The 23448-nt window shown below is 34.3% G+C and carries 15 protein-coding genes and 1 pseudogene; all 16 read left to right on the plus strand.

The window, feature by feature from the left end; genetic code table 11:
• A partial coding sequence (locus BM176_RS32690; RefSeq protein ID WP_218162124.1) for a hypothetical protein occupies positions 1–217 on the plus strand: 217 nt, incomplete at its 5' end.
• 4443 nt (positions 218–4660) lie between these two features.
• Positions 4661–4912, plus strand: coding sequence for a hypothetical protein (locus BM176_RS00020; RefSeq protein WP_090098287.1), 252 nt, complete (start codon positions 4661–4663; stop codon positions 4910–4912).
• Between the two features lie 3444 nt (positions 4913–8356).
• Complete coding sequence (locus BM176_RS00030) at positions 8357–8608, plus strand: hypothetical protein (protein WP_090098291.1); 252 nt, start codon at positions 8357–8359, stop codon at positions 8606–8608.
• A 393-nt stretch (positions 8609–9001) separates the two neighbouring features.
• Positions 9002–9253 carry a hypothetical protein gene (locus tag BM176_RS00035; protein ID WP_090098293.1) on the plus strand — a complete coding sequence of 84 codons (252 nt, stop codon included), beginning with the start codon at positions 9002–9004 and terminating at the stop codon, positions 9251–9253.
• Between the two features lie 395 nt (positions 9254–9648).
• On the plus strand, positions 9649–9906 hold the full coding sequence (locus BM176_RS00040; protein WP_090098295.1) for a hypothetical protein: 258 nt from the start codon (positions 9649–9651) through the stop codon (positions 9904–9906).
• A gap of 246 nt (positions 9907–10152) precedes the next feature.
• The gene (locus BM176_RS00045) at positions 10153–12924 is read left to right on the plus strand and encodes a non-ribosomal peptide synthetase (protein WP_090098297.1); all 2772 of its coding nucleotides are present in this window, start codon (positions 10153–10155) and stop codon (positions 12922–12924) included.
• 521 nt (positions 12925–13445) lie between these two features.
• Positions 13446–13718: a hypothetical protein gene (locus tag BM176_RS00050; RefSeq protein WP_090098299.1), complete on the plus strand. Its 273-nt coding sequence runs from the start codon at positions 13446–13448 to the stop codon at positions 13716–13718.
• Between the two features lie 122 nt (positions 13719–13840).
• Complete coding sequence (locus tag BM176_RS00055) at positions 13841–15094, plus strand: lysine N(6)-hydroxylase/L-ornithine N(5)-oxygenase family protein (protein WP_090098301.1); 1254 nt, start codon at positions 13841–13843, stop codon at positions 15092–15094.
• Positions 15095–15163: 69 nt separating this feature from the next.
• On the plus strand, positions 15164–16444 hold the full coding sequence (locus tag BM176_RS00060) for a condensation domain-containing protein (RefSeq protein ID WP_090098303.1): 1281 nt from the start codon (positions 15164–15166) through the stop codon (positions 16442–16444).
• 85 nt (positions 16445–16529) lie between these two features.
• Positions 16530–18026, plus strand: coding sequence for an AMP-binding protein (locus BM176_RS00065; protein ID WP_143097659.1), 1497 nt, complete (start codon positions 16530–16532; stop codon positions 18024–18026).
• A gap of 195 nt (positions 18027–18221) precedes the next feature.
• A complete protein-coding gene (locus tag BM176_RS00070; RefSeq protein WP_090098307.1) occupies positions 18222–19256 on the plus strand; it encodes a C45 family autoproteolytic acyltransferase/hydolase in 1035 nt (344 codons plus the stop codon).
• 11 nt (positions 19257–19267) lie between these two features.
• Positions 19268–19843: a GNAT family N-acetyltransferase gene (locus BM176_RS00075; RefSeq protein ID WP_090098309.1), complete on the plus strand. Its 576-nt coding sequence runs from the start codon at positions 19268–19270 to the stop codon at positions 19841–19843.
• Positions 19833–20141 carry a cupin domain-containing protein gene (locus BM176_RS00080; protein WP_090098311.1) on the plus strand — a complete coding sequence of 103 codons (309 nt, stop codon included), beginning with the start codon at positions 19833–19835 and terminating at the stop codon, positions 20139–20141. The genes BM176_RS00075 and BM176_RS00080 overlap by 11 nt, the downstream gene beginning before the upstream one ends.
• A complete protein-coding gene (locus BM176_RS00085; RefSeq protein ID WP_090098313.1) occupies positions 20134–21168 on the plus strand; it encodes an FAD-dependent oxidoreductase in 1035 nt (344 codons plus the stop codon). Before BM176_RS00080 ends, BM176_RS00085 begins: the two co-directional genes overlap by 8 nt.
• 56 nt (positions 21169–21224) lie before the next feature.
• Complete coding sequence (locus BM176_RS00090) at positions 21225–22688, plus strand: class I tRNA ligase family protein (RefSeq protein WP_090098315.1); 1464 nt, start codon at positions 21225–21227, stop codon at positions 22686–22688.
• A 473-nt stretch (positions 22689–23161) separates the two neighbouring features.
• Positions 23162–23308 (plus strand): annotated as a pseudogene (locus tag BM176_RS33080) (IS3 family transposase); the annotation flags it as partial.
• Between the last annotated feature and the right edge of the window lie 140 nt (positions 23309–23448).

Below are 23448 nucleotides of genomic sequence, written 5' to 3' on the forward strand. Positions count from 1 at the left end.
TCTTAAATTTACGGCTCATCTTCAAATCCTGCAGCCTTCTTCTGATCTCCAAGTTATTTTTAGCGAAACATCAGTCCCTTATTGGGTGACTAGAAGTATGCTTCATTTATGCTTTATATATGCTTCACATATGCTTTATATATGCTTTATCTCTCTGAATGTCTTAATGGCAGAGAGTTTCAGTGGGGTTTATTTTCTTGAAATAGAGGGAAATTAGAGCTAAAGAGGATAAGAAAAAGTCTTTTATTTATCTTGATGATGGAAGTTGGTTCCTCATATTTTTATTATCTAAGTTTCGTAATTGAACGTGAATAATTGTGGGGAAATTTGGGAGAGGGGATTACTGACTGTATAATTAGATCACTGTTAATTATAATCGGGTATCGGATTTGTAAGCTTGGTTTGTGTAAATGCTTGCTTTATATATTAGCAAAGGAGATGCTAAAAACCCTGGAACAGAGTATTCAACTTAAAGTTTTTATTGCTTTTGGATTCATAAAAGCATCTTTTCTTATGGCAACTTCATGGTTTATATTTGTTTGCCCTGGCGTATCTCCTGCCCCCAATCATCATCCATGTAGCTACGTAACATTCATAGGAGTCCCCCGCACTGTTACTGGAAGTCCAACAATTAATTTTATATTCGCAAGCACCCAAATCTTGACTTGTTCCCCTGGAGGAAGTGGAAGTGTAAGGCCGATTATTACTGCTGCTTTAAGTGCAGAAATTAATACCGCGGTGGCCACTTATAACTCTTCTAATAATGTATATGTGGCTCATGAATGTGCTTGAATCTGAAAAATGAACAACATGTTAATATTAATTGGATCCTGGCATGTTGATTCAGTGAGGTATATTGTATCAACATCTAAAGATAAAAACTTCCTAGGAACAAGCGACAATGCGGTACGCGTTCAAATATATGATTCTCCTTCTTGCATTAAAGAAGTTTGAAATTTGTTCGAATCAACATTTGGCTGACCGTAAGGAATAATTTAAAACCTCCTTGCATATTAAGTATAATATAGTGGGATATTGTCCAAGGTGCTTACGCTGACATTGAAAGAAGATAAGCTTGTGATTCATACTACATATCCTATAGTATCACCTTACGTTGGATACAAGTTATCCAAAGCGGAAATAGGAATGCAAGCCGATGAGGATCTGGAACCAAAAGCAAGTGGAATATGAAGCTAATCCTATGGAATAACGTATACATTAGGGCTTGAAGTTTGATTTGTAGACGCAACAATAATTTCATAATTTAAAGCGGGTGTAATAACCGGCCTTATAGATCCGGATATGACTTGTTGACTAGCAAAGATGAAGCTTATATAGGGACCACCTGTAGTATAGCCCGGGGTACCAGAAAATTTCACGTAATTAATTGGATTAAGTGCTGAATAAGGAGGTATAATTCCTACAAATTTAAACCATGAAGTTGGAATTGTGCATGCCATAATATCAGATGTTTTTTTAATTAAAAAGTAATAAAGATTTAGCTGAATGACTACTATGAATAAGATTTTGGGTCTACTCTTTGATCCGAAAATGAAACCGATTACCTTTTATATGATGCTTCATTCTTGCATATTGCTATCCTTCTTTCAACTCTAAATTATCCGCAAATTGCCGTTATTCTAAATACAAATAGACTCGGAGAGTAGAAATATTTGAATTTATTGCATTTAGTATCTCATTTGATAAAGCTGAGTCAATAGTAGGTCTTATTACACTAGCTATGATTTGAGGACTCGCATATATATATTGGGGGGTATTACCATTAGGAGTTATGCTTGGTACGCCTCCAAATTGGGTATAGCTTAATGGATTAGTAAAAGCGGAGGGCCAAGAACCTACACCTGGAAAATTGAATAAAAACCATGAACATGCCATAATATAAGGAGCTTTTTATAAATCAAAAAGCGATAAAAATTAATTGAACGCCTACTCTGTTCAAGATTTTCGGCTTCCTCTTTTAATGTTACCTAAAATTCTATTACGCATTTGTAATTATATTAGAAGAGTATACATACTTATTCAATACTGTTTGTATTACTTTGCATATTGTATCGCAAATAACAGATCTCTGCAAGTCGTCCATTATTTTTATGTAAGCGTAACTATAATGTAGATTCTAACCAATGTTAAAATGGGTAAGGCCCTTTAAATATCATGTAATTCAATGAATCATAAGCTGAATCGATGCCAATATCTGAAGCTGTAAATTCAAATCAGACACATGGGCGAGTACATGGACCTCCTTGTATAAATTTCAACACAATTATTTATATCTGATTATGGGTTGCCGCTAATAAAATTATGAGATTCATTTTATATTTCATTCGGAAGATATCAATTAAACACAAATCTGAATTTTTATACTCCCGGTATTTATGAACTATTATTAACAGGATCAGGGTGATATTAATCCCTTGAATTATGCTGAATGATTCTCATGGCATAATGAATTAGGTGGGGTATCTGCAAATTAAACATCTGCCTAAAATTTCGTTAAAATTTCTGTTTACAATGATGAAACTTCTTCATTTTATTCTTGGATTGATCGTAGATAAAAAATACCATTGATAGATACATGGACATAATCATAATGAAATTCTATTTCGCTTTTTATTTAATTATTCAGAGATATTCATAGCGTTATGTAAAGCCTTTAATTGACAATGGTTTTTGTGAGAATGGAGGAGTTTATTATTACTTTCATTGTCAGTCTGTGAAATTATGTAAAGAACGTTTCCGGATCAAGCAGGCCCAGATCGAAGGCTATCAATGCATAAGTTGTCGAAGAACTTAAAAGATCATCAAAAACCCAAAGGGTAAGTATAAATATGGGTCTGTTATTGTTAACGATCTATATTCCTTTACAGAAAATGGCTGCTATAGGGATGTATTAACTACCCTTTAAAGCTAATTATCGTTTTCACAAAGAGATTCCGATAAATGCCCGGTCTTTCTTAAAGGAGAAATGAGGTTGGTTTATCATAATTTTATTATTGCATGTTCATTATTGAATACAAAGAATAGTCAGGAAATTTATATCAGGAATAGAACGTCAAAATACTATCGTAATGGGACTTTCGCAGACAAAAAATACTAGTCAATTTTCGAAGTATAACCACAACAATACTATAAGTCACATACAATGGGGGGAAATAAAACTAAGTTGAAAAAATTTTAAACATACAAATGACTTGAGCCTCAGTTTAGCTAGCCTGTATAATGTTTCTCACAAAGCTATTCAGCAACAAAATGTATCAATCATAGGGTCGTTCTAAAAGGAAGGAAAATTGATCTCTTCTTTCAAACCTGAATTTAGTCTATTTGTTCGTACGAAAACTCACTTCTTAACTCACAAAGGATAACTCAATAGATTAGAGTCATATTCGCTTAGATATTTCCGATTGTTGAATTGATACTATAAAAAATTTTCGATTCGTTAAAATCAACAATGGAGAGAACTGAAAATCCCCAAGAGAGTAAGTACGGGGGATGCCGAAAACCCTAAAATAGAGTAGGCATTCAAACTAAAGTTTTTATTGCTTTTTGATTCATAAAAGCATTTAATATTATGCCTTGTTCATGTTCAGGCTCATGCCCATGTTTATGGTTTAAATTTGTACCTCCAGGGGTTGCTCCTAATCCCACTATCAACCCACTTAGTTACGTACAGTTTTTGGGGGTTCCTCCTTTCACGACTGGCGGTAGCGGATCTCTAGCTTATATCTATACTTGCTCTCAAATAACGGGAGCTGGAATAAAACCAGTTATTGATGCTACTTTAACAACCACAATTAATACTGCAATACTTACTGTTACGTCCGCGTGTAATGTATATATAGTTTAATAAAGGTTTGATAACATAGTTTGAAACAATTCTATTGGGCTGAGATATTAATAACCAAAAACGTGTGAAAAGTGTTAGGGGTGGGTACTCCGACATTGTCTAATGTGCCTTCTCTGATTGATCCCACGTAGGGTATTTAGATGTATTTTACTCATATTCTGATGACGAATCCAATTTCTCCAATCTTCACTACGACAATTGGACTATTCTGTTTCGTCATCTTTTGAACTTTCATGCACAACAAACTTTCAACCACGTTACATACATATGACTGATTCGGCCTAATATTAAAAGCATAAAAGATGGTTTTCAAACAAAACAATTAGCCAATTCTAATTAGCAATAGCAGGTATTATTTTAATGGAATGAGAGCAACAATAATGTATAAAAATAAAAAAAATCAAGATACATTCTCCATCTAAGTTGTCAAGGAAGCTAAAAAGCTCATCAAAAACCAAAAAATAAGTATAAAATAAAGTTTTTACTACTTGTATACTGCGAGCAAATATACGATTTATGCTAGTTTGAAAATTAATGCTAATATCCTACTGTCTATACATGTTATTTTAAACAGTTTTCTAATGATGATACAATAACGAATGAATTGTCTATTCCTAAGATGCCTTGGAAGAAACACATGAACAATATAGATCTACAAAACAGGTTTCTAGTCAAAAAGAGGAAGCCGAAAATCTTGAATAGAATAGGCACGGGGAAAACTGAAAACCCGTTAACAGAGTAAGTATTAAAACTAAAGTTTTTGATACTTTTTGATCAATAAAAGTATTTGTTATTATGGCAGATTCATATTGGAGATTTGTAACTCCAGGTGTTTTCCCTACACCTGTTCTTAATCCGAATAGTTACGTACAGTTCTCTGGTGCTCCTCCCTTTACTACAGGTGGTCCCAATATGGCTTATATATGGGCAAGCGTACAAATTTTAGGTTTTATAACAAGACCTATCATTGGTCCCGCACTAACTGCTGAAATAGCTAATGCGGTTATTAACCAGGTCTCAACACCAAATGCATACGTAAAGCCTTAATCCAAGAAATACGACATGATTTGAAACTATAATTTTAACCAATGACAATTACGATAAAATGAGAGAGGTGCACATTTGCACCTCTCTCATTTTATAAATAAAAAAAAGTTAAGGGAAGTGAACATATACGCTAAATTTTTATTGCTTTCGATTCACAAAAGCGTCTTGCATAATAGTTAATTCAAATTTTATATTTTCAACTCTGTAGTTAACAATCCCTCCTATACAGGAAAAGGGCGATAATGGGTATCGCCATATGCAAAATTGCATTATAGCTTTAACAAAAGAAATTCAGTCAGACCAGGGCATTTCTTAAAGAAGAAATAAGATTTGTTTCTCATAATTTTTTTATTTCAGATTCATTATTGAATACAAAAAAAAGTCAGGAAATTTACATCAGAAAGAGAAAGCCTTAAATACCATCACAACTGGGATTAGGCTCGTAGGACAAACAATACCAGTCAATTTTGGAAGTATAAGAACAACAATACTACAGGTCAACATACAATGGGAGGAAATAATACTATGTTGAAGAAATTCTAATAGATACAAAATGACTCGAGACCCAGTATAGCTAGCTCGTATAATGTTTCTCATAAAGCTATTCAGCAACAAAATGCATCAATCATAGATGTGCCCTCAAAGGAAGAAAAATTGATTTTCCCTTTCAAAACCGTATTTAGTCGATCAATTCGCACGGAAATCTACTTCTTAACACACCAAGGATAAGCTCAATAGTTTGGAGTTACCGTTCCTTAGATATTCCCGATTGCTAAATTGGGCAGTATAAGACTTTTGCTGTACGTTAAAATAAACAGCCGAGAGAGCTGAAACTTAGTAATAGAGTACACTAAGGGAGATGCTGAAAACCCTAGAATAGAGTAAGCATTCATCTTAAAGTTTTTATTGCTTTTTGATTTATAAAAGCAGATTATGCTATGGCTAATTGCCCTTGCCCCTGCTGTGGTCCTAGTGGATGGTTCAAATTCAATACTCCAGGTATTCCTCCAATTCCAGCATGTAATCCATTGAGTTATACATTTGTACCGGGGATACCGCCTTTCTCTCCAGTTGGGCCAAAGATCCAGTATATCTACGCATGCATACAAATAATTAATAGCGTACAAAGACCTGTTATTTGCTCAACTTTATGCACGGAAATCCAGACAGCATTGGCTACTTTAGTATCCTCTCCTAATGTAATTATGGGGCTTTAATAAGGAGATTCATATTTTAAATTTAATCCTCCAGGTATAGGAACACCACCTTCAAATTTATTCAACCCTCTTAGTTTTACACAATTTTCAGGTACACCAACTTACACTACAGGAGGGCCAAACCTGGCTTATATTTTCGCAAGCGTCTAAATAATAATAATAATAATGGGTACTCCTCCAGTTGGTGCTCCCAAACCGATAATGACCTCCGCCTTGGTAAGTGCAATTAATACCGCAGTATCTACATTAACGTCCTCTGCTGATGTATATGTAAAGTCTTAAAATTGTGATTAAATCATGTGATTTAGAATTGCGGTTTGTAGTTATGGTCCATGCGTATGTGCAATTTGTGCGAACGTACAAATTATAGGAGGTATGTCAAGACCGATTATAACAGGGACGTTGTGCACTGAAACCAAGTTGCGACAAGTACTCAGTCTCCAACTAAAAATGTGCTTGGAATGTCTTAATTTTTTGGTAATAATATTAACAGAATAAGTATTTAAACCAAAGTTTTTAATGCTTTTTGATTCATAAAAGTATTGTATATTATGGCAGTTTCATATTTTAAATTTGCGACTCCGGGTATAGCTCCTAACCCTAATACGAACCCCCTTAGTTATGTGTTATATTCTGGGACTCCTATCTTTTGTACTGGTGGTCCACGCATTTGTGTAATCTGGGCGAGTGTTCAAATATTAAACGGTGTACCAAGACCGATTATGACCCCTGCGTTGATAGCTGAAATTAATACGGCTGTAGCAACTCAAGTTTCAACTGCAAATGTGTGGGTAAAGCCTTAATATCAAGCTCACAACCTGAGCTTTAACTTGCAATACTGAGTCCAATATGAGAAAGGGGATACGCGATCCCCTTTCTCGTATTAATCATCTATAAGATAGGGAACTGAAAATATAGCAGGAACAAATGTACATATGAGATCTTGTTAAATGATGATATAAAAGAATAAGTATTAAAACTAAAGTCTCTTTGTTACTTTCTGATTCATAAAAATATTTTAAATCTATCTTAAATCATGACAGATTGATATTTTACATTTTTGAATCCAGGCTCACCACCTAATCCTATTTTCCATCATTCCATTATCACTATTCAATCCTAAGACATAAAAATGTTCCTCATAATTTTTCAACATCAAAATCATAATTAAATGAAAATAATTATCAGGAAATTTACTACAGATAAGAGAGAATAAAATTTGCGATGATGACAGTATGGTACTGAATTTTGGGAACAACAAACATTATCAATATTGGTAATTATTTCGCAATAGCTATTATTCATACAGAAATAAAACTTAATTGATAAATTTAAAAAGTATTACATCTGAGGTAAACCACAGAAAGGAATTCCACTATTCCACATATTAGAGATGCTGTTTAACCCACAAAAAACACGACTATTTCAAATAAAGAATTTATTACCTGATTCTACTGGATCACGGACAGTGAATAATGCGATATGTGCAATCCTGATATATCTCAAGTGGAATTGAAATAATATCTTATTCAGAAATGGAGAACGCTGAAAATCCAAAAGAGAGTAAGCAAGGGGGAAGCTGAAAATCCTTGAATAGAGTAAGCATTCAGACTAAAGTTTTTATTGCTTTTTGATTTATAAAAGCATCTCATGTTATGGCATTCGGATGGTTTGTTTTCAATGGAAATAATTCTTGCGATGGTCCCACTGACCCAGCTAATTATTGTCTTATAAAGATAATGCCAGATTGTATTTGCGGAAATGAGATCTGTGCTATTTATGCAGAAATAAATATCGTTTGTTGTAAAATGAGACCCTGCATTACTTCACAACTGCAAACAGAAATTACAATAGCAAAGTTAACCGGAAAACCTTCTTCCAATGTTTTGTTGAAGAATTGTTAAGATAGTATATAGTTTCCGAAATTATGAAGGGCTGATAATATTATTACTAAGATTATATTCTATCGTTCAAATCCCTATCTACCAAGTAGATCCTTAAAATATTCATTCGCGAACGAATCGTGCAAAATATGACTTACAAACAGCTGTTTTTGTTTGTTCCATCAATTAGGAGAAATTTTTTGTGCTGCAATACAAAGTAGACTCAAGGAGAAGAGCTGAAAATCCTGAAAAGAGTAGGCAAGGGGGAAGCCGAAAACCCTGAAGAGAGTAAGCATTAAACTAAAGTTTTTTGTGCTTTTTGATTCATAAAAGCATTATTTATCATGGCATCTTCATATTTCAGATTTGCAACTCCGGGCATAGCACCTAATCCGGTTATCAATCCGCTTAGTTACGTGCAAATTTCCGGGGTCCCTGCATTTACTACTGGTGGTCCAAACATGGCCTTTATCTGGGCAAGCGTTCAAATATTAGCAGGTGTGCCAAGACCGATTATTCCTGGTGCATTGCAAGCTCAAATTAATACCTCGATCGCTACATTAACTTCAGTTCCTGATGTATATGTAAAACCTTAATATTGGAATTACCATATATCATTGGGGACTGTGGGTTTAATCCGCGGTACTAATGCTAAAATGGATGGAAGCCGCCTCATACATTTTTGAAACGGCTTCCATTCTATAATAATAATATTATTACTAAGGTAATATTTTATTGTTCAAATTCCTTATCAACTGGGCTTGGTATAAAAATATTCATTGACCAACGATTCCAATCTGTGAAATATAACCTACAAGCAGTTGGCATTTCCTGGGTATATCAAGCGGACGTTTTTTTGCATGCAGTAATTAAGGAGAAAGCTGAAAATCCGAAAAAGAGTAGGCAAGGGGGAAGCCGAAAACCCTGAAAAGAGTAAGCATTAAAACTAAAGTTTTTGTGCTTTTTGATTTATAAAAGCATCATCGATTATGGCATTTTCATATTTTAAATTTGCAACTCCGGGCATAGCCCCTAATCCCGTTATCAATCCGCTTAGTTACGTACAATTCTCCGGGGCACCAGCATTTACTACCGGAGGTCCAAACATGGCTTATATCTTTGCGAGCGTTCAAATATTAGGAGGTGTGCCAAGACCAATTATTCCTGGTGCATTGCAAGCTCAAATTAATACCGCTATAGCTACCTTAACTTCAGTTCCTGATGTATATGTAAAACCTTAATATTGGGATTACAATATATCATTGGGGATTGTGGATTTAATCCGCAGTACTAATGCTAAAATGGAAGGAAGCCGCCTCAGGCACTTTTGAAACGGCTTCCTTTCTATAATAACATTATTATTACTAAGGTAATATTTTATCGTTCAAATTCCTTATCAACTGGGCTTGTTGTAAAAATATTCATTGACCAACGATTCTCTGTAAAATATAAACTTACAACAGTTGATATTTTTTGGGTATTGTTATATCAAGCAGGAGGAATTTTTTGTAGTTCCAAAGGTGAAAGGAAAAAATCCTGAAAAGAGTACGAAGGGGGAAGCTGAAAACCCTGAAAAGAGTAAGCATTAAAACTAAAGTTTTTCGTGCTTTTTGATTCACAAAAAGCACCATCTATCATGGCATTTTCATATTTTAGATTTGCAACTCCAGGTGTAACACCTAATCCTGTTATCAATCCGCTTAGTTATGTACAGTTCAGTGGTACTCCTCCATTTACTACTGGTGGTCCAAACGTGGCCTTTATCTGGGCGAGTGTTCAAATATTCGCCGGATCTCCACTACCAAGGCCAATTTTGACTGGTGTATTGCAAGCTGAAATTAATACCGCTATAGCTACATTAACTTCAACCCCTAATGTATATGTAAAGCCTTAATGTTTTAATATATGATTAGGGACTGTTGGTTTAATCCGCGGTACTAATTTTAAAATGGAAGGAAGCCGCCTCAAACACTTTTGAAACGGCTTTCCTTCTAAAGAGGAATTTATCCCTACGAACAATTACATCTTTTTCAGATAATAGATCTGATATACATTTGACATCAAAACATTCAAGATGTCGATAGGAACAACCATACCCAAGGCTCCGAGAAAAACATGCAATAGAACATAATTTTCATAAATGAATAGATTAACGAGCATTCAGCAATTGATTTGGGTCATCCAAAAAGAAGTTCCGACATCTTCACTCTTAAATGTTGGGGCGTATACTCGGATAACAGGTAGTTTAAATATATCCATATTGATGGAAGCAATTAATACTACAGTTAATAATATCGATGTTATCGATACTTTACACAAAGCATTGAATAAATTATTATTAAAAGAAAATATCCAATTTATTAAATGCGATATAGCTACTCTTGACTTTTCACATGATGAATCTCCAAATAAAACTGGGTTACAATGGATTTATAGTGACATGAAACAATATTTTGATATAACTAAAAATCTGTTAAAGATCCGAATTATTCATTGTTCAGAGAATGATAATTTATTATACATCAAGGCTCATAATTTAATTTTTGATAATTATTCCATTCATTTATTTTTTAATAATACTGTATCACTATATACAGCAACACTAAGAAATAAAATACAGAATATTAATGATAAAACATATTCGTATGAATATTTTATAGAGTATGAACAGGAGTATAAAAAATCTGAAGATTTTATAAATGACAAAATATTTTGGACAAATCGAATAAAAGACATACAGCCGACAAGGGCTTTTGAATCTTGTATGAATCATGCCACTGCAAGATCACTTAATTCAAGGCGAAAAGAGTTAATAATATCAAGAGAATTATACCATCAGGTAGAATATTTTTGTCAGCAATATAACTGCACTGTTTTTCATTATTTTATTGGAGTATTCTTTATCTTAAATAATTGCTATGGCAATGAAGCCCCGTTAATAGGATTGCCAATTAATCGCCAGCAAGAATGGTTTAAGAATATTATTGGTCCTTGTATAAATACATTAATTTTCTCGATAAAAATTAGTAAAAACTTATCATTTACAGATATCATAATTTTAATTAAAAGTGAGTTAGAAGAATGTTATAATCATCATAGATTTAATTTATATGATTTACTAAAAGAATTGGATGTTGTAGATCATATCCATAATTTGGTATTCGCATATCAGGACGAGACAAATATAATAGAGGGAAACAATCAGTTTTCTTCTATTAATTATTTACATTCAGGAGAGCAGCAGGAAGATCTGGTTTTTCATTTATTTTCTTTGTCAGAGAAGGAAGATTACATCTTATCTGTTAATTATTGTGAAGATCTGTTTACTTCAGAGATAATAGATACCCTTTTAAGACATTTTAAACACATACTGGAATTTCTACTGTCTCATCCCTCTCAACCTATTATTACCATTCCGTATCTGCTGAAGGATGAACAGCAACAATTGCTGGTTACTTTTAATGATAACTACTTACCATTACCTAATGATAAGACAATCATAGATTTATTCGAAGAACAAGTTGTGTCTAATCCTGCGGCAATAGCCTTATTGTTTCAAGATCGATCGTTTACCTATTTGCAGATTAATGAAGTGGCCAACCAAATGGCCGCTTACCTCAGGCAAGAGTATCTAATCCAGCCAGGACTAATTGTTGCTATCTGCCTTCAACGCAGTGAATGGATCGTCATCATTATGTTAGCTGTACTTAAAACAGGAGCTGCTTATTTGCCGATTGATCCTCTTAATCCACCGGCTCGCAAGAATCATATGCTTCAGGATTCAGACTGTTCTTTAGTTATCGATGGGCATATATTGGATACATTTAAGGAGGTACAGCGATACTACTCGATTATTAACATTCCTAGATGTTTTACCCAGCAAAATACGGCATATATAGTTTATACTTCCGGTTCTACAGGAACCCCTAAAGGTATTGCCATCTCGCACCGAAATGTTTTTTCATTTATTTGGTGGTGTAAGCACTATTTTATTGAGATTCCCTTCGATACTTTGTTTAGTTCGACCTCTGCATGTTTTGACCTATTCATATTTGAAATCTTTTATCCTATTTCATCTGGTAAACAAGTCCGACTGCTTGAGTGGGCAATGTCGATTCCTTACTATTTATCTAAAGCAACAAAAGTAATGTTGAACACTGTGCCAAGTGTAGTGGGCTCCTTACTTAGGGATAGGGTGGATCTAAGTAATGTAAGCGTTTTAAACATAGCAGGGGAAGCTATGCCGCCATTGTTTCTTAAATATCTTGATCCGAATCTAATGGAAATCAATAATTTGTATGGACCATCCGAAGATACCACTTACAGCACTGTCTATAAGATAAAGACAGATGGCAAAGTATTAATTGGTAAACCTATTGCTAATACACAAGTATATATATTGAATGAACAACAGCAACTTGTACCTATCGGGGTTACAGGTGAAATCTGTTTAAGTGGAGAAGGACTTGCTACAGGATATATCAAAAACCCTGCACTTACCGCCGAAAAATTTGTGTCAAACCCCTTCAGGCCCCAAGAACGAATGTATAAAACTGGAGACCTCGGGAAGTGGATGCCTGACGGAAATATTGCTTTTATTGGACGCAAGGATGAACAAATAAAAATTACAGGGTACCGTATCGAGCCTGGGGAAATTGCTTCATGCCTCATGCAGTATCAATATGTTACCAATGCGGTAGTAACTGCGATGACAAATTCGGATGGTAGAAAAGAACTCGTAGCATATGTCGTAAGTCCAGATGAACTAGATGCTGCGGTTCTCCAGAACTACTTGGCAACACTGTTACCGCCTTATATGGTACCAGCGCACTATGTACAGTTACATGAAATTCCTTTGAGTTCAAATGGGAAAATAAATAAAAAACTACTGCCTCCCTTAAATATTGGATAGAAACACATTTTAAACAACAAAAATTTCAATATGAATAAAGCATAAATGGTGAAAATTCAGTGTCTGTTAAATTCTCGATCTCTTAACAAAAAAATTATTCTATTAATTTAGATATTGAACATTAACGAATTACGAAACCTAAGCAATTATTTGAAAATTAAATTTTATTTCATAAGCCTCTAATTCCTTGTGGAATTTAAAAGTCTCAAGGGACTCATTTTAACCGTATAATTCTCTAGAATAATTTCATTTATTCCTGAAATAATCCAACAAGAATCAGATGGATCAAATTTTATAATAAGACAGCAACGAATATCATCTTCTTGATTGATAATTTTAATTAACTCGATTATTTTTAAAGTTCGTTGTATGACATAGTTAAAACTTTGTAAGAAATAGGTATTATTAATTCTTCACACTAAACCAAGATGAGTTTGAAATGCTAAATATTAAAACTAAAATAACGAGGAATAAAGTACATCAAAATATGCTAACGAATTCTCTTTAAAAATTTACAAAAAATGAATGAAAAAACATGGGATAATAATTCTATATATGAAATAATTCAACACCAAATCATTATTCAATTGAAGGAAGAAATAGAGATCAGCCCTGAACTGAGGATAAAAGAAGATCTTGGGTTTTCCTCACTGCAACTTGTTTTTTTTCTGTCAGAGATTACTAAAAAATTAAATCTAAACATATTTGATTTTTTTGATTATGAATTATTAAACTTAAAATGTGTCGCGGATATTTTAGCATTATTATCTAAAAAACTAAATAATGGAAATTGAAGATCAATTATTTGATCTCTTTCCAGAGATAATCCATTAGATTATGTTAAACCCAATCTGCATTTTATCAGTCAACGATTGGTTCTTAGGTTAGCTGTAGAGGCATTAAATTTACTAAGTTTATGAAAATATATGATGTCATAGGGATAGGCGTCGGTCCTTCAAATTTAAGCACGGCTGCTTTAATAAAACCTTTTTCATCAAAGTTAAGTTCCATATTCTTTGATCATAAGAAAGAATTTTCTTGGCATCCAGGATTAATGTTTCCAGATGCAAAACTTCAAGTTTCGATTTTAAAGGATCTTGTTACAATGATTGACCCTACTAATAAGTTTAGCTTTCTAAATTATTTAAAAGAGGAGAGGAAGTTATACATTTTTGCTGCTCGAAATGGATTCAGTAATGTTAAAAGAAAGGAATTCGAGGCTTATTTAAAATGGGTTGTTTCCAAGTTAGATAATTTGTATTTCAATTCCAATGTTGAGGAAATTGATCATACAGGAGAACTTTTTAAGGTTAAGGTGAATAGCGAAATTTTTGAAACAAGAAATATTTTAATGGGTGCCGGATTAACCTCGAATATTCCTAACTTTTGCAGAAGTTGGCTATCATCCACTTTGTTCCATAGTTCACAATTTTTAAAACAATATAACAATTACCGTGGTAAATCAGTTGCAATTATTGGAGATGGACAAAGTAGTTGTGAAATTTTGAAGTTTATTCTAGAAAATGACGATGATTCCCTCCCTTCTCGGATCAATTGGATATTTAGAAACCATAGATTGAATTTACTTGAAGACACACCGTTTGCTAATGAATTATATACACCTAACTATAGCGAGTATATCTACTCATTAGAAAAAAACCAAAGGACAAAATTAATTGAACAAGAAAAATATACTTCAGATGGTGTTTCAGGAAGCATGTTAAATGAAATATATGACTTATTATATTATATGAAATTTAATACTAAATGTGAAATCTCCATTTATAACGATTCTAGTTTAACAGATCTTAAAAAAGAAAACGAAAAATATTTCATGAGCCTCAATAATGAGAGTACGATAGAATCTGAAATTGTTATTTTGGGCACTGGATTCTACTATCAAATACCTAAATGTATAGAACGGTTGTCGAAAGAATATTATATAGAGGATGGCGTGTTTAAGATTGATAAGAAATTCAGGTTGATACCCAAATCTAATATTAAGGGGAGTATCTTTATCCATAACGGTGCAAAACACGTAAGAGGAATTGCAGATCCTAACCTTAGTTTAGTAGCCTGGAGAAGTGGAGTAATAATTAATACATTGCTCAATAGTGATATATATAACATAAGTGATGAAATGACTATCATTGATTGGAAAAAAAAATAATCTCTGTTGTGGCCTAAATGACCAGCTATTGGTTTCCTTAATTCTTACATTGGTTAACTTGAATATAATATGATAAATACAGAATCGGAAGTTTTCTCCCTTACCTGTGGTCAACGTTATTTAGTCTATCGTATCGAAGCTAACCCTGATAGCGGGAAGCCCTTACAAAGAGTCTATCGACTCAACAAAGATTTTAATTATATGGCATTCTGTAAGGCCTTCCACCATATAGTTGCATCTCATCCGGCCCTTAGACTACAACTTTTAAATGTTAAAGGTGAGTGGAAACAATACTTTCCGGATCAAAAGATCAATGTTCCACAAATAAAAGTAAGGGGAATATTTCGTCTATTTAGTTCAATTTATACGGAACTGCTTATATCGGATGAAATAAAAAAAGCATTTGATTTGAGATCTGAATCTCCTATTAAAGCAAAAATATTCAAGGCAAACGGACAGAATATATTGAGTCTATGTGTAGATCATCTTGCAGTCGATGGTATATCATTCAACCTGTTAGAACGAACGTTATTAAACACCTATCAGCAAGTCCTGAATGGATTTTCATTGTCCGACACTCCATCTGAATCATTTTTTAAATATCTATATAAAGAAGTTGAACAAGAAAAGTTCGAACGAGACAATTTGCTATATTGGCAACAGCACTTAAAAGGTTCCCTTCTGAAAATGAATTATCATGTTGAAAATTTATATGTTCCTGCTAATACTTTTAAGTGTCACCTTATTGGTCCGTCATTTGCAACTTTTATTAATTTCTGTCAGACTAATAATTGTTCCATCTTTACTGTTCTAATAGCGATTCAACTACTTATGTTATCTGATATTGGAAAGCTAGATGACATAATACTGAGTATCCCTGTATCCAATAGAGCAAGTGCCGAAGAAGAATCGATTATCGGCAATTTATTTATGCCTTTGTATGTGAGCTTTCCTATTATTTCCGATGAGCCAATTTTACAATTTTTATTTCGAATAAGAGTGTGTATTTTAAATGCATTGCTCCATAAACAATATGATTTTCCCTCGTTGGCTCAATTTATCAATAATGAATCTAGAAAAATGAGGCGAAAAATTATTTTTAATAAAGAGTGTAATTTAATTACAGATGATAACCCAATGGTTTATCCAAATGTACTTTTTGCAGAACGATTAGATAATAATCTAAATAAATCTTTAAAAATTCCTAAATCAAGTTTTAACATAGACGCTGTTCGTACTGAATCAGTATTAGACATTGACATTATATGGGATCATACAACTTGGCCTATTACAAACAGTGATATGGAGTCAAAATTCGGAAGTACACTTCAGACGATTTATGCAATGTGAGACTTGCCATTTTTGTTACCATATACAGTCGAATGGCCTGATGCGAATCTGAATAGAGATAATCGACAATTTAAATCCAACTAGCTTGAAAATTAATGAATTAACCGATAAAATGAAATCCAGCGCGGGAAAGCTGATTGCTTTTCACAATAGAAAGAGAGTAGAGTATACATTTCTTGAATTACATCCACTGGTTCTAAGGGGAGCCTCGTATCTAAAACAAAAAGGGTTTAATCGGGAGACCATATTGGGTATAATATGCAGTAATGATTTAGAATGGGTACTCGCCGACTTGTGTTGCTTATATTGTGGCATAAAATTATTGCCATTGGAGCGGAATGACGATAGTCACCAATATCAGTGTGACAATTTGAAATTAGGCGGCATTTTGGTGGGAAATATCCATTATGCGCCTCCAGATAGATTGAGTATCCCTTTGATTAAGATTGGCGAATTTTTTGACTCAGAAGTAGAAAATTTTCAGATAGATTTTCCTGCTTTCTCTTATGGCCCAAGGGATGTTCTATCCTTTAAATCTACATCGGGCAGCACCGGGCGTCCTAAAATTATTGGACAGTCTGTTGAAAGTGTTGAAAATTCAATATGCGGAATTCAGCATCTATTCAATCATTCTAGACAAGATAGAATTCTGGTTTTCTTACCCCTGAGTTTATTGCAGCAACGTTATTGGCTTTATTCGGCAATATACTATGAGCATACCGTGATTATTGTTCCCTACGAATATTTGTTTACTGCATTAAAAAAGGAAAAACCTACAATACTTATGGGAGTACCGCACATCTATGAACTTATATATAATGAATTTACCTCGATTGCGAAAAAAAATAGCGAGCTAAGTCTTTTGGATTACCTGGGTGGACAAATCAGATATTTATGGACAGGATCTGCTCCCATCGCAAAAGAATTGGTGTCCTTTTATTTTGATTCAAACATACCGCTTTATCAAGGATATGGGATGAATGAAACAGGTATTATTGCTAAAAACGGACCTCATGTTAATAGGATCGGAAGTGTAGGTAAGTTGTTCCACAATATGGAATTGAAATTTGATGAAGAGCAGCAAATCCTGGTCAGAAGCAAACATCCCGTTTGTCACCAATATGAGTTGTCTGCAGAGGAAGATTATTCCAGAGTGTTCAGGAAGGATGGATATGTGGCCACGGGCGATATTGGCTATATAGATGAAGATGGCTATTTATTTATAAACGGGAGGATAAAGGAAATGATTGCCTTATCTAATTCAAAAAAGATCATTCCAAGTGGTATAGAAGCAAAACTGATGGCTCAGCCTGTCATAAAACGCTGTGTAGTGTATGGTGATAACAAACCTTATTTGACGGCTCTGATCATTCCGGAGTCCCAAAACATACTGTTTGATACCATACAGCAGGTAATAAACAATTATAATGAAAGCTGTAAACAGGAGGAATATATTTATAGGTTTTTCCTGCAATACGAGGATTTTACTGAGTTCAATAATTTATTATCCAATCAGAATAAAATCAAGCGGCGAAACATTCTTGAAAAATTTAAATCTGAATTTGAAAAACTATATGAATAACGTTTTATTTTATTATTGAAGAACTCTGTAATGAATGGAAGATTTTGGCCAGCTGTCCATGAAGTCGTTTTTTTAAACTTTTGTTACGGATATACTTGGAGGCAGTATCATTGATTTTGTGGGCAATGGTTTATTAAACCTGAAGACAGTTGGAAATATTTATAACTTATTGAATGATATAATGAAACAATTAAAATGATGGAAGTACAGTTATGTGGCTCCTATTTTGAAATGGGAGAACAACATGGGGCTATATTGAAAGACGAGATTAATGCCTTTTTAAACGATGGCTTATTCCAGATCAATGAGCTATCATGTAAGCCCATTAATAAAAATAACATACATGTTTATGTGGAGGTTTACAAGGAAATGATTCAATTACATTTACCGGAAGTCTATGAAGAAATTACTGGATTGGCTCAGGGTGCAGCAATTACCATTGATGAGGCTATCTTGTTGCAGGTGAGAAGGGAAATAATCGGAATCGGTTCTTTCACGTTATTGGGTGACTGCAGTTCATTTGGCATTCACAAGCCGGGTAATATCGTGACAGCTCAGACGATTGATTTGAATGGACGAATGACCAGCCTTGGTCATGTTATTAGATGGAGGCCAACTAATAAAGATAACCTTGAAGTGTTGCAGTATTCATTTGCGGGATTATTAGGTTATGCAGGCATGAATAACAGGGGACTTGCGATCACCATCAATCTTGTTGTTTCTGATGGTTGGAAAGCAGGCATACCACCCTATCTTTTGGTACGGAAATTTCTAGAATGCAATACTATAAATGAGTGTATAGATTTAATTGAGGAGATACCCATTGCCAGTTCTCGGAGTTTTATTATCCAGGATAAGGAAAGACAGATCATTCTGGAAGTTACCCCGACTCAGCATCGAATAATTGAATCTGGGATTCTACTGCATACAAATCATTATTTGCATGAAGAGCTTCTGCACTTAGACAAGCTAAATATTTTTAGCAAAAATTCATCGATTAAACGGCTTAATATTTTGAAGTCTCATTTGAATGAGCAAAGTGGTTTGGAAGATATCGTTTCCATTTTCAAGGATCATTCCGTATTCCCTGTAGGTATTTGTGCACATAATGAGGATAATTCTAAAAGTAATGAAACGGTAGCATCAGTTATTATGTATCCAGAGAAACAACACTTTTATGCATTAAGAGGTAAGCCTTGTCAAAATAATTATAATCTATATTCATTCTAAAATTATAATAAATGCAATTTAAAGCAAATCTCAGTTTGGAGTCCGATAGTTTGCTACTCAAACCAGTATCATTGGATGATCTTGATTCATTAAGGACAATAGCTTTTGATGAAGACTTATGGCTTTACACACCCACGAAGGTTAGTGACGGCAATTTGCAATCATATCTTGAATCCGGTATCAATGATTGGCAGGCAAACAGAAGGATGATGTTTTCGATATATCAAAAACAAGATGGCAAGATAATGGGGAGTACAAGCATTGGAAATTTTGATTTTAAGAACAGGAGGGCCGAAATTGGTTGGACATGGCTTGGCAATGAATTTCAAGGAAAAGGCTTCAATGAGGAGTGCAAATATCTGCTTCTGTCTTTTTGTTTTGACGAACTTTCATTGCATAGGGTAGAGTTTAAGACAGATGTGAATAATATAAAATCGAGGAAGGCCCTCAGGAAGATTGGAGCTGTAGAAGAAGGTGTTTTAAGGCAGCATACATTGTTGAATAATGGAAAATGGAGAGATACTATATATTATAGTATTTTGGAATCAGAGTGGACTCTTTTAAAAGAACTGTATCATGTTAGTTGAATTTTTGAGCAGCCACTCCTCAGTAGTGGGGACTCTTTTTAGTCAGTATAATCTTGACAATGCTCCTTTCAAGAGTGGCATCTTTATTATTGAGCCAGGCTTTACTTCTATCTTGGACGCACATTCAGTAAAAGAATGTTGGTTTGTTTTCCAGGGTAGCGGTGAGCTATCTTTGGAGGGAACCGTGAAAGTGGTACGCGAAGGAGAGATGATATTTTTCAATTCATTTGAAAAACACCAGATCACGAACACCGGTCCCCGGGATATTAAGATCCTTTCAATCTGGTGGAATGCATAACGCAGATCAATACGACTTGTTAATTGTGGGCGGTGGCATAATCGGATTATTTTCTGCTTACCATATAAAATATCTGCATCCGGAAAAAAAAATATTGCTAGTTACAGAGAAAAAGGTAGGATATGGAAATACAGAAAACTGCGTTGCCCTATCGAGCCCAATATGCGAAAGCCGCCAGATCTATAAAATGTACCTGGAAAGCCTGCTATTATTTGAGCGATATTCAATGTTGGTAGGATATAAAATTTACAAAAGCCCCATTTATTCTATTACTTCATCTACATATAGTATGGGTTTTGATCCTTTGTTCACTAGGCTAAAAGATTCTGATAAAACAGATTTCATAAGGAAATATTCCGATTTTGTGAAGATCCATAAAGACGATCATATTTTTTTCAATGGAATTGCTCATCATTTTAATGTCCATGAATTGATATCGAAGATAAAGGACAGCTATATACAACTGGGAGGAGTTATTGCTGAAGCAACACCTGCAAAGGGCATTGTATATACGGATAATAAGGCTCATATCAATTTGATTGATGGGAATATTATTTCCGATAAGGTTATACTTTGCATGGGGAGTTACCTCCCTTCAAACAACATTATAGATGGCTTACGTATAAGTTCAAAAAACAAGAAAATAGTTGCATTCCAGTCTGACTTTATTCCTGATATTCCTAATCTTCCCGTCTTCAATTTTCCCGATGAGCGATCCTTTTTACTGGCCAGGGGTAACCATTTCTATTTGAGTCTTACTTCTAATGAATGGGGAAGTGGCAAAGAAACGGCCTGGAAATATACAGCAGAGGACGATAGTATCCTGGACGCTATTTTACATAAAAGGATAAACATCGAAAGAGGTATACTGAAAGGCGTTTGGGGAGGAGATAATTATACGGAAGATAAAATTCCCAGAATAAGACATTATAATGAACAAATACTCTATGTGGAAGGCGCTTCAGGTAGGGGACTTAAATTGGGTCCTTACATAGCTGCTGAATTTGAAAGAAAGATGTTTAACTAATAATATTATATATCGTGAGTTTTACTGAGGAGTTAATCAGATACCGTTTACATAGGATGTTAATAATTCCATCTCCGCCAACACCTAACGGGGGATTACATTTGGGACATTTAGCAGGTCCTTATTTGAGATCAGACTTGTACAAAAGATTTTTACAGGTTCGGAATTCGGATGTAAAAATGATTTTTGGAATTGATGCTTTTGATTTGTATATGGCCTTTGATGCAAAAGCCAAAGGAAAGGAGGAAGTCGCTCTCATTAATGAGAACTACGACAAGATCAAGACTGACTTGTCTGATGCTGATATTGCTGTAGATGACCTTATTAACCCATTGGATTATACGAAGGAATTGGAAGATATTGCTGATACCTTTTATAGTTTGGTTTCCGGGCATACCAGGCATCTTAAAAAAATCTCTTATGTTATTAGAAATCCAGGAGAACCTGCTGTACTGCCACCTATGATCCAAAGTACCTGCTTGATTTGTCAAAGTTCTATGAGTGGAAATGTTTGTGAAGGTTGCGGCGGCACTTTTAATATATTCGATTTAAAGGAATGCACAATTGATAGTGAATTGTTATTACCGGCAGAAGAGGATTGTATCTGCCTGGAGATTGACGGGTGGGATGATATATTAACAAGTACATTGAGTTCTCAGCCGATCGTAAAGAAAGTCTGGGAAGGTGTTAGTGATTACTATAAGGGGTTAAAATATATAAACCTTTTGCATCGATACGACTGGGGAATCAAAGTAAAATACGAAGGTATTTATTACAAGCTGAATACATACGCTAACAGATTTATTCTGAATCAGATTTATGGAGCAAGATATCAGACCCTTACCAACAGCGATAGCAATCCATACTCGAGAGGAACTGATGTGAAAATAGTCTCTTTTTTTGGAAAAGATAATATCCTTAGTAATCTATTCAATAAGTTTCATTTCGTTCAGGCCTTGTCGGAGTTTAAAATGGAGGATCTATTTATCGTGAATGATTTTTATTTATTAGAGGGTAAAAAGTTCAGCACAAGCAGAAATCATAAGATTACCTGTAAAGAACTGATGACATCTTATGGTGTAGGGTCGGACGAAATCAGGTTTTATTTGACATTGACTTCTCCTTCAAACAATGAAACGAATTTTACAAAGCAGGGTTTTGAAGAATGCCTGAGTACTGTTATTAATCCTCTTAAGGAAACGATAAACACGTCTGAAATCGACGTTCATAGCAGCGATTTTAACATTAGTGACTTTATTAGAAATGCTGGTAGCGCCTTCTTTGAAAAACAGAACGTAATAATGGATGCTGGTAATTTTGTTCCGGAGAAAAATATAGAACTGATCCATGAATGGCTTGACGTAAGGAATAGTATTGATGCTGATAGTGATAGGGTGTTCTGGATGAAATTAATGCTCCTGTTTCTCTACCCGATCATGCCTTTCTACACCAGTGAAATATGGCGCAAAAGGTTTGATCATCAGGAGATGTCTTTTGAATGTATAAATAATTATGTATGATAGAAGAAATAACGTACACACGCAATTCTAGATGATTTGCTTATAATTGTTGATTTGAGATTTTTGGCAAAGGGAGATAAACGGTTAAAAATAAGCGGAGAATAGCAAAACATAAACAACATCGCTTTGATACGGAGTCTATATTTGAAATATTAAACACAATCAACTTTAAGCGATTTATGCTTTAATGTATTGATCTGACTATAGTGTTGGCCCTTGGAGATAGAAGAGTGATAGGTTGGTCGTTAAGCTCTACCATGAAAGCGATTGACACTGTTATACCGACCTGGAAGATGGCGGAAAAGAACAGAGCCGTAACGCAGCGGTTAATCTTTCACTCAGACAGAGGTATTCAATATGCTTGTAGCGATTTTAAGACCCTTTTAGCCGCCAATCCCATGGTCAGTAGGAGTATGGAGTCGCAAAGGGAATTGTTGGGGTAATGCGATCGTGGAGAGCTTTTTCAAGACGCTAAAACAGAATGTGTATACGAGCAGAAATTCATCAATAAAGAACAAGCAGCGTTAATTGTGTTTGAATTTATAGGAATCTCGTACAATCGCAAAAGATTATATTCTACCTGGGGTACTTATCCCCAGCGGAATTTGAAAGAAATTTAAACAAATTAAATACTACAGCTTAACTGAGTGTTTATTTTATTGTTGCAATTCCATATTAAGTAGGATAAACTCTTTGTATGTAGCACTAAAGGGGGAAGCTGAAAACCCTGAAAAGAGTAAGCATTAAAACTAAAGTTTTT

This window comes from Chitinophaga sp. CF118, assembly GCF_900112615.1.
In the GTDB taxonomy this organism is placed as follows: domain Bacteria; phylum Bacteroidota; class Bacteroidia; order Chitinophagales; family Chitinophagaceae; genus Chitinophaga.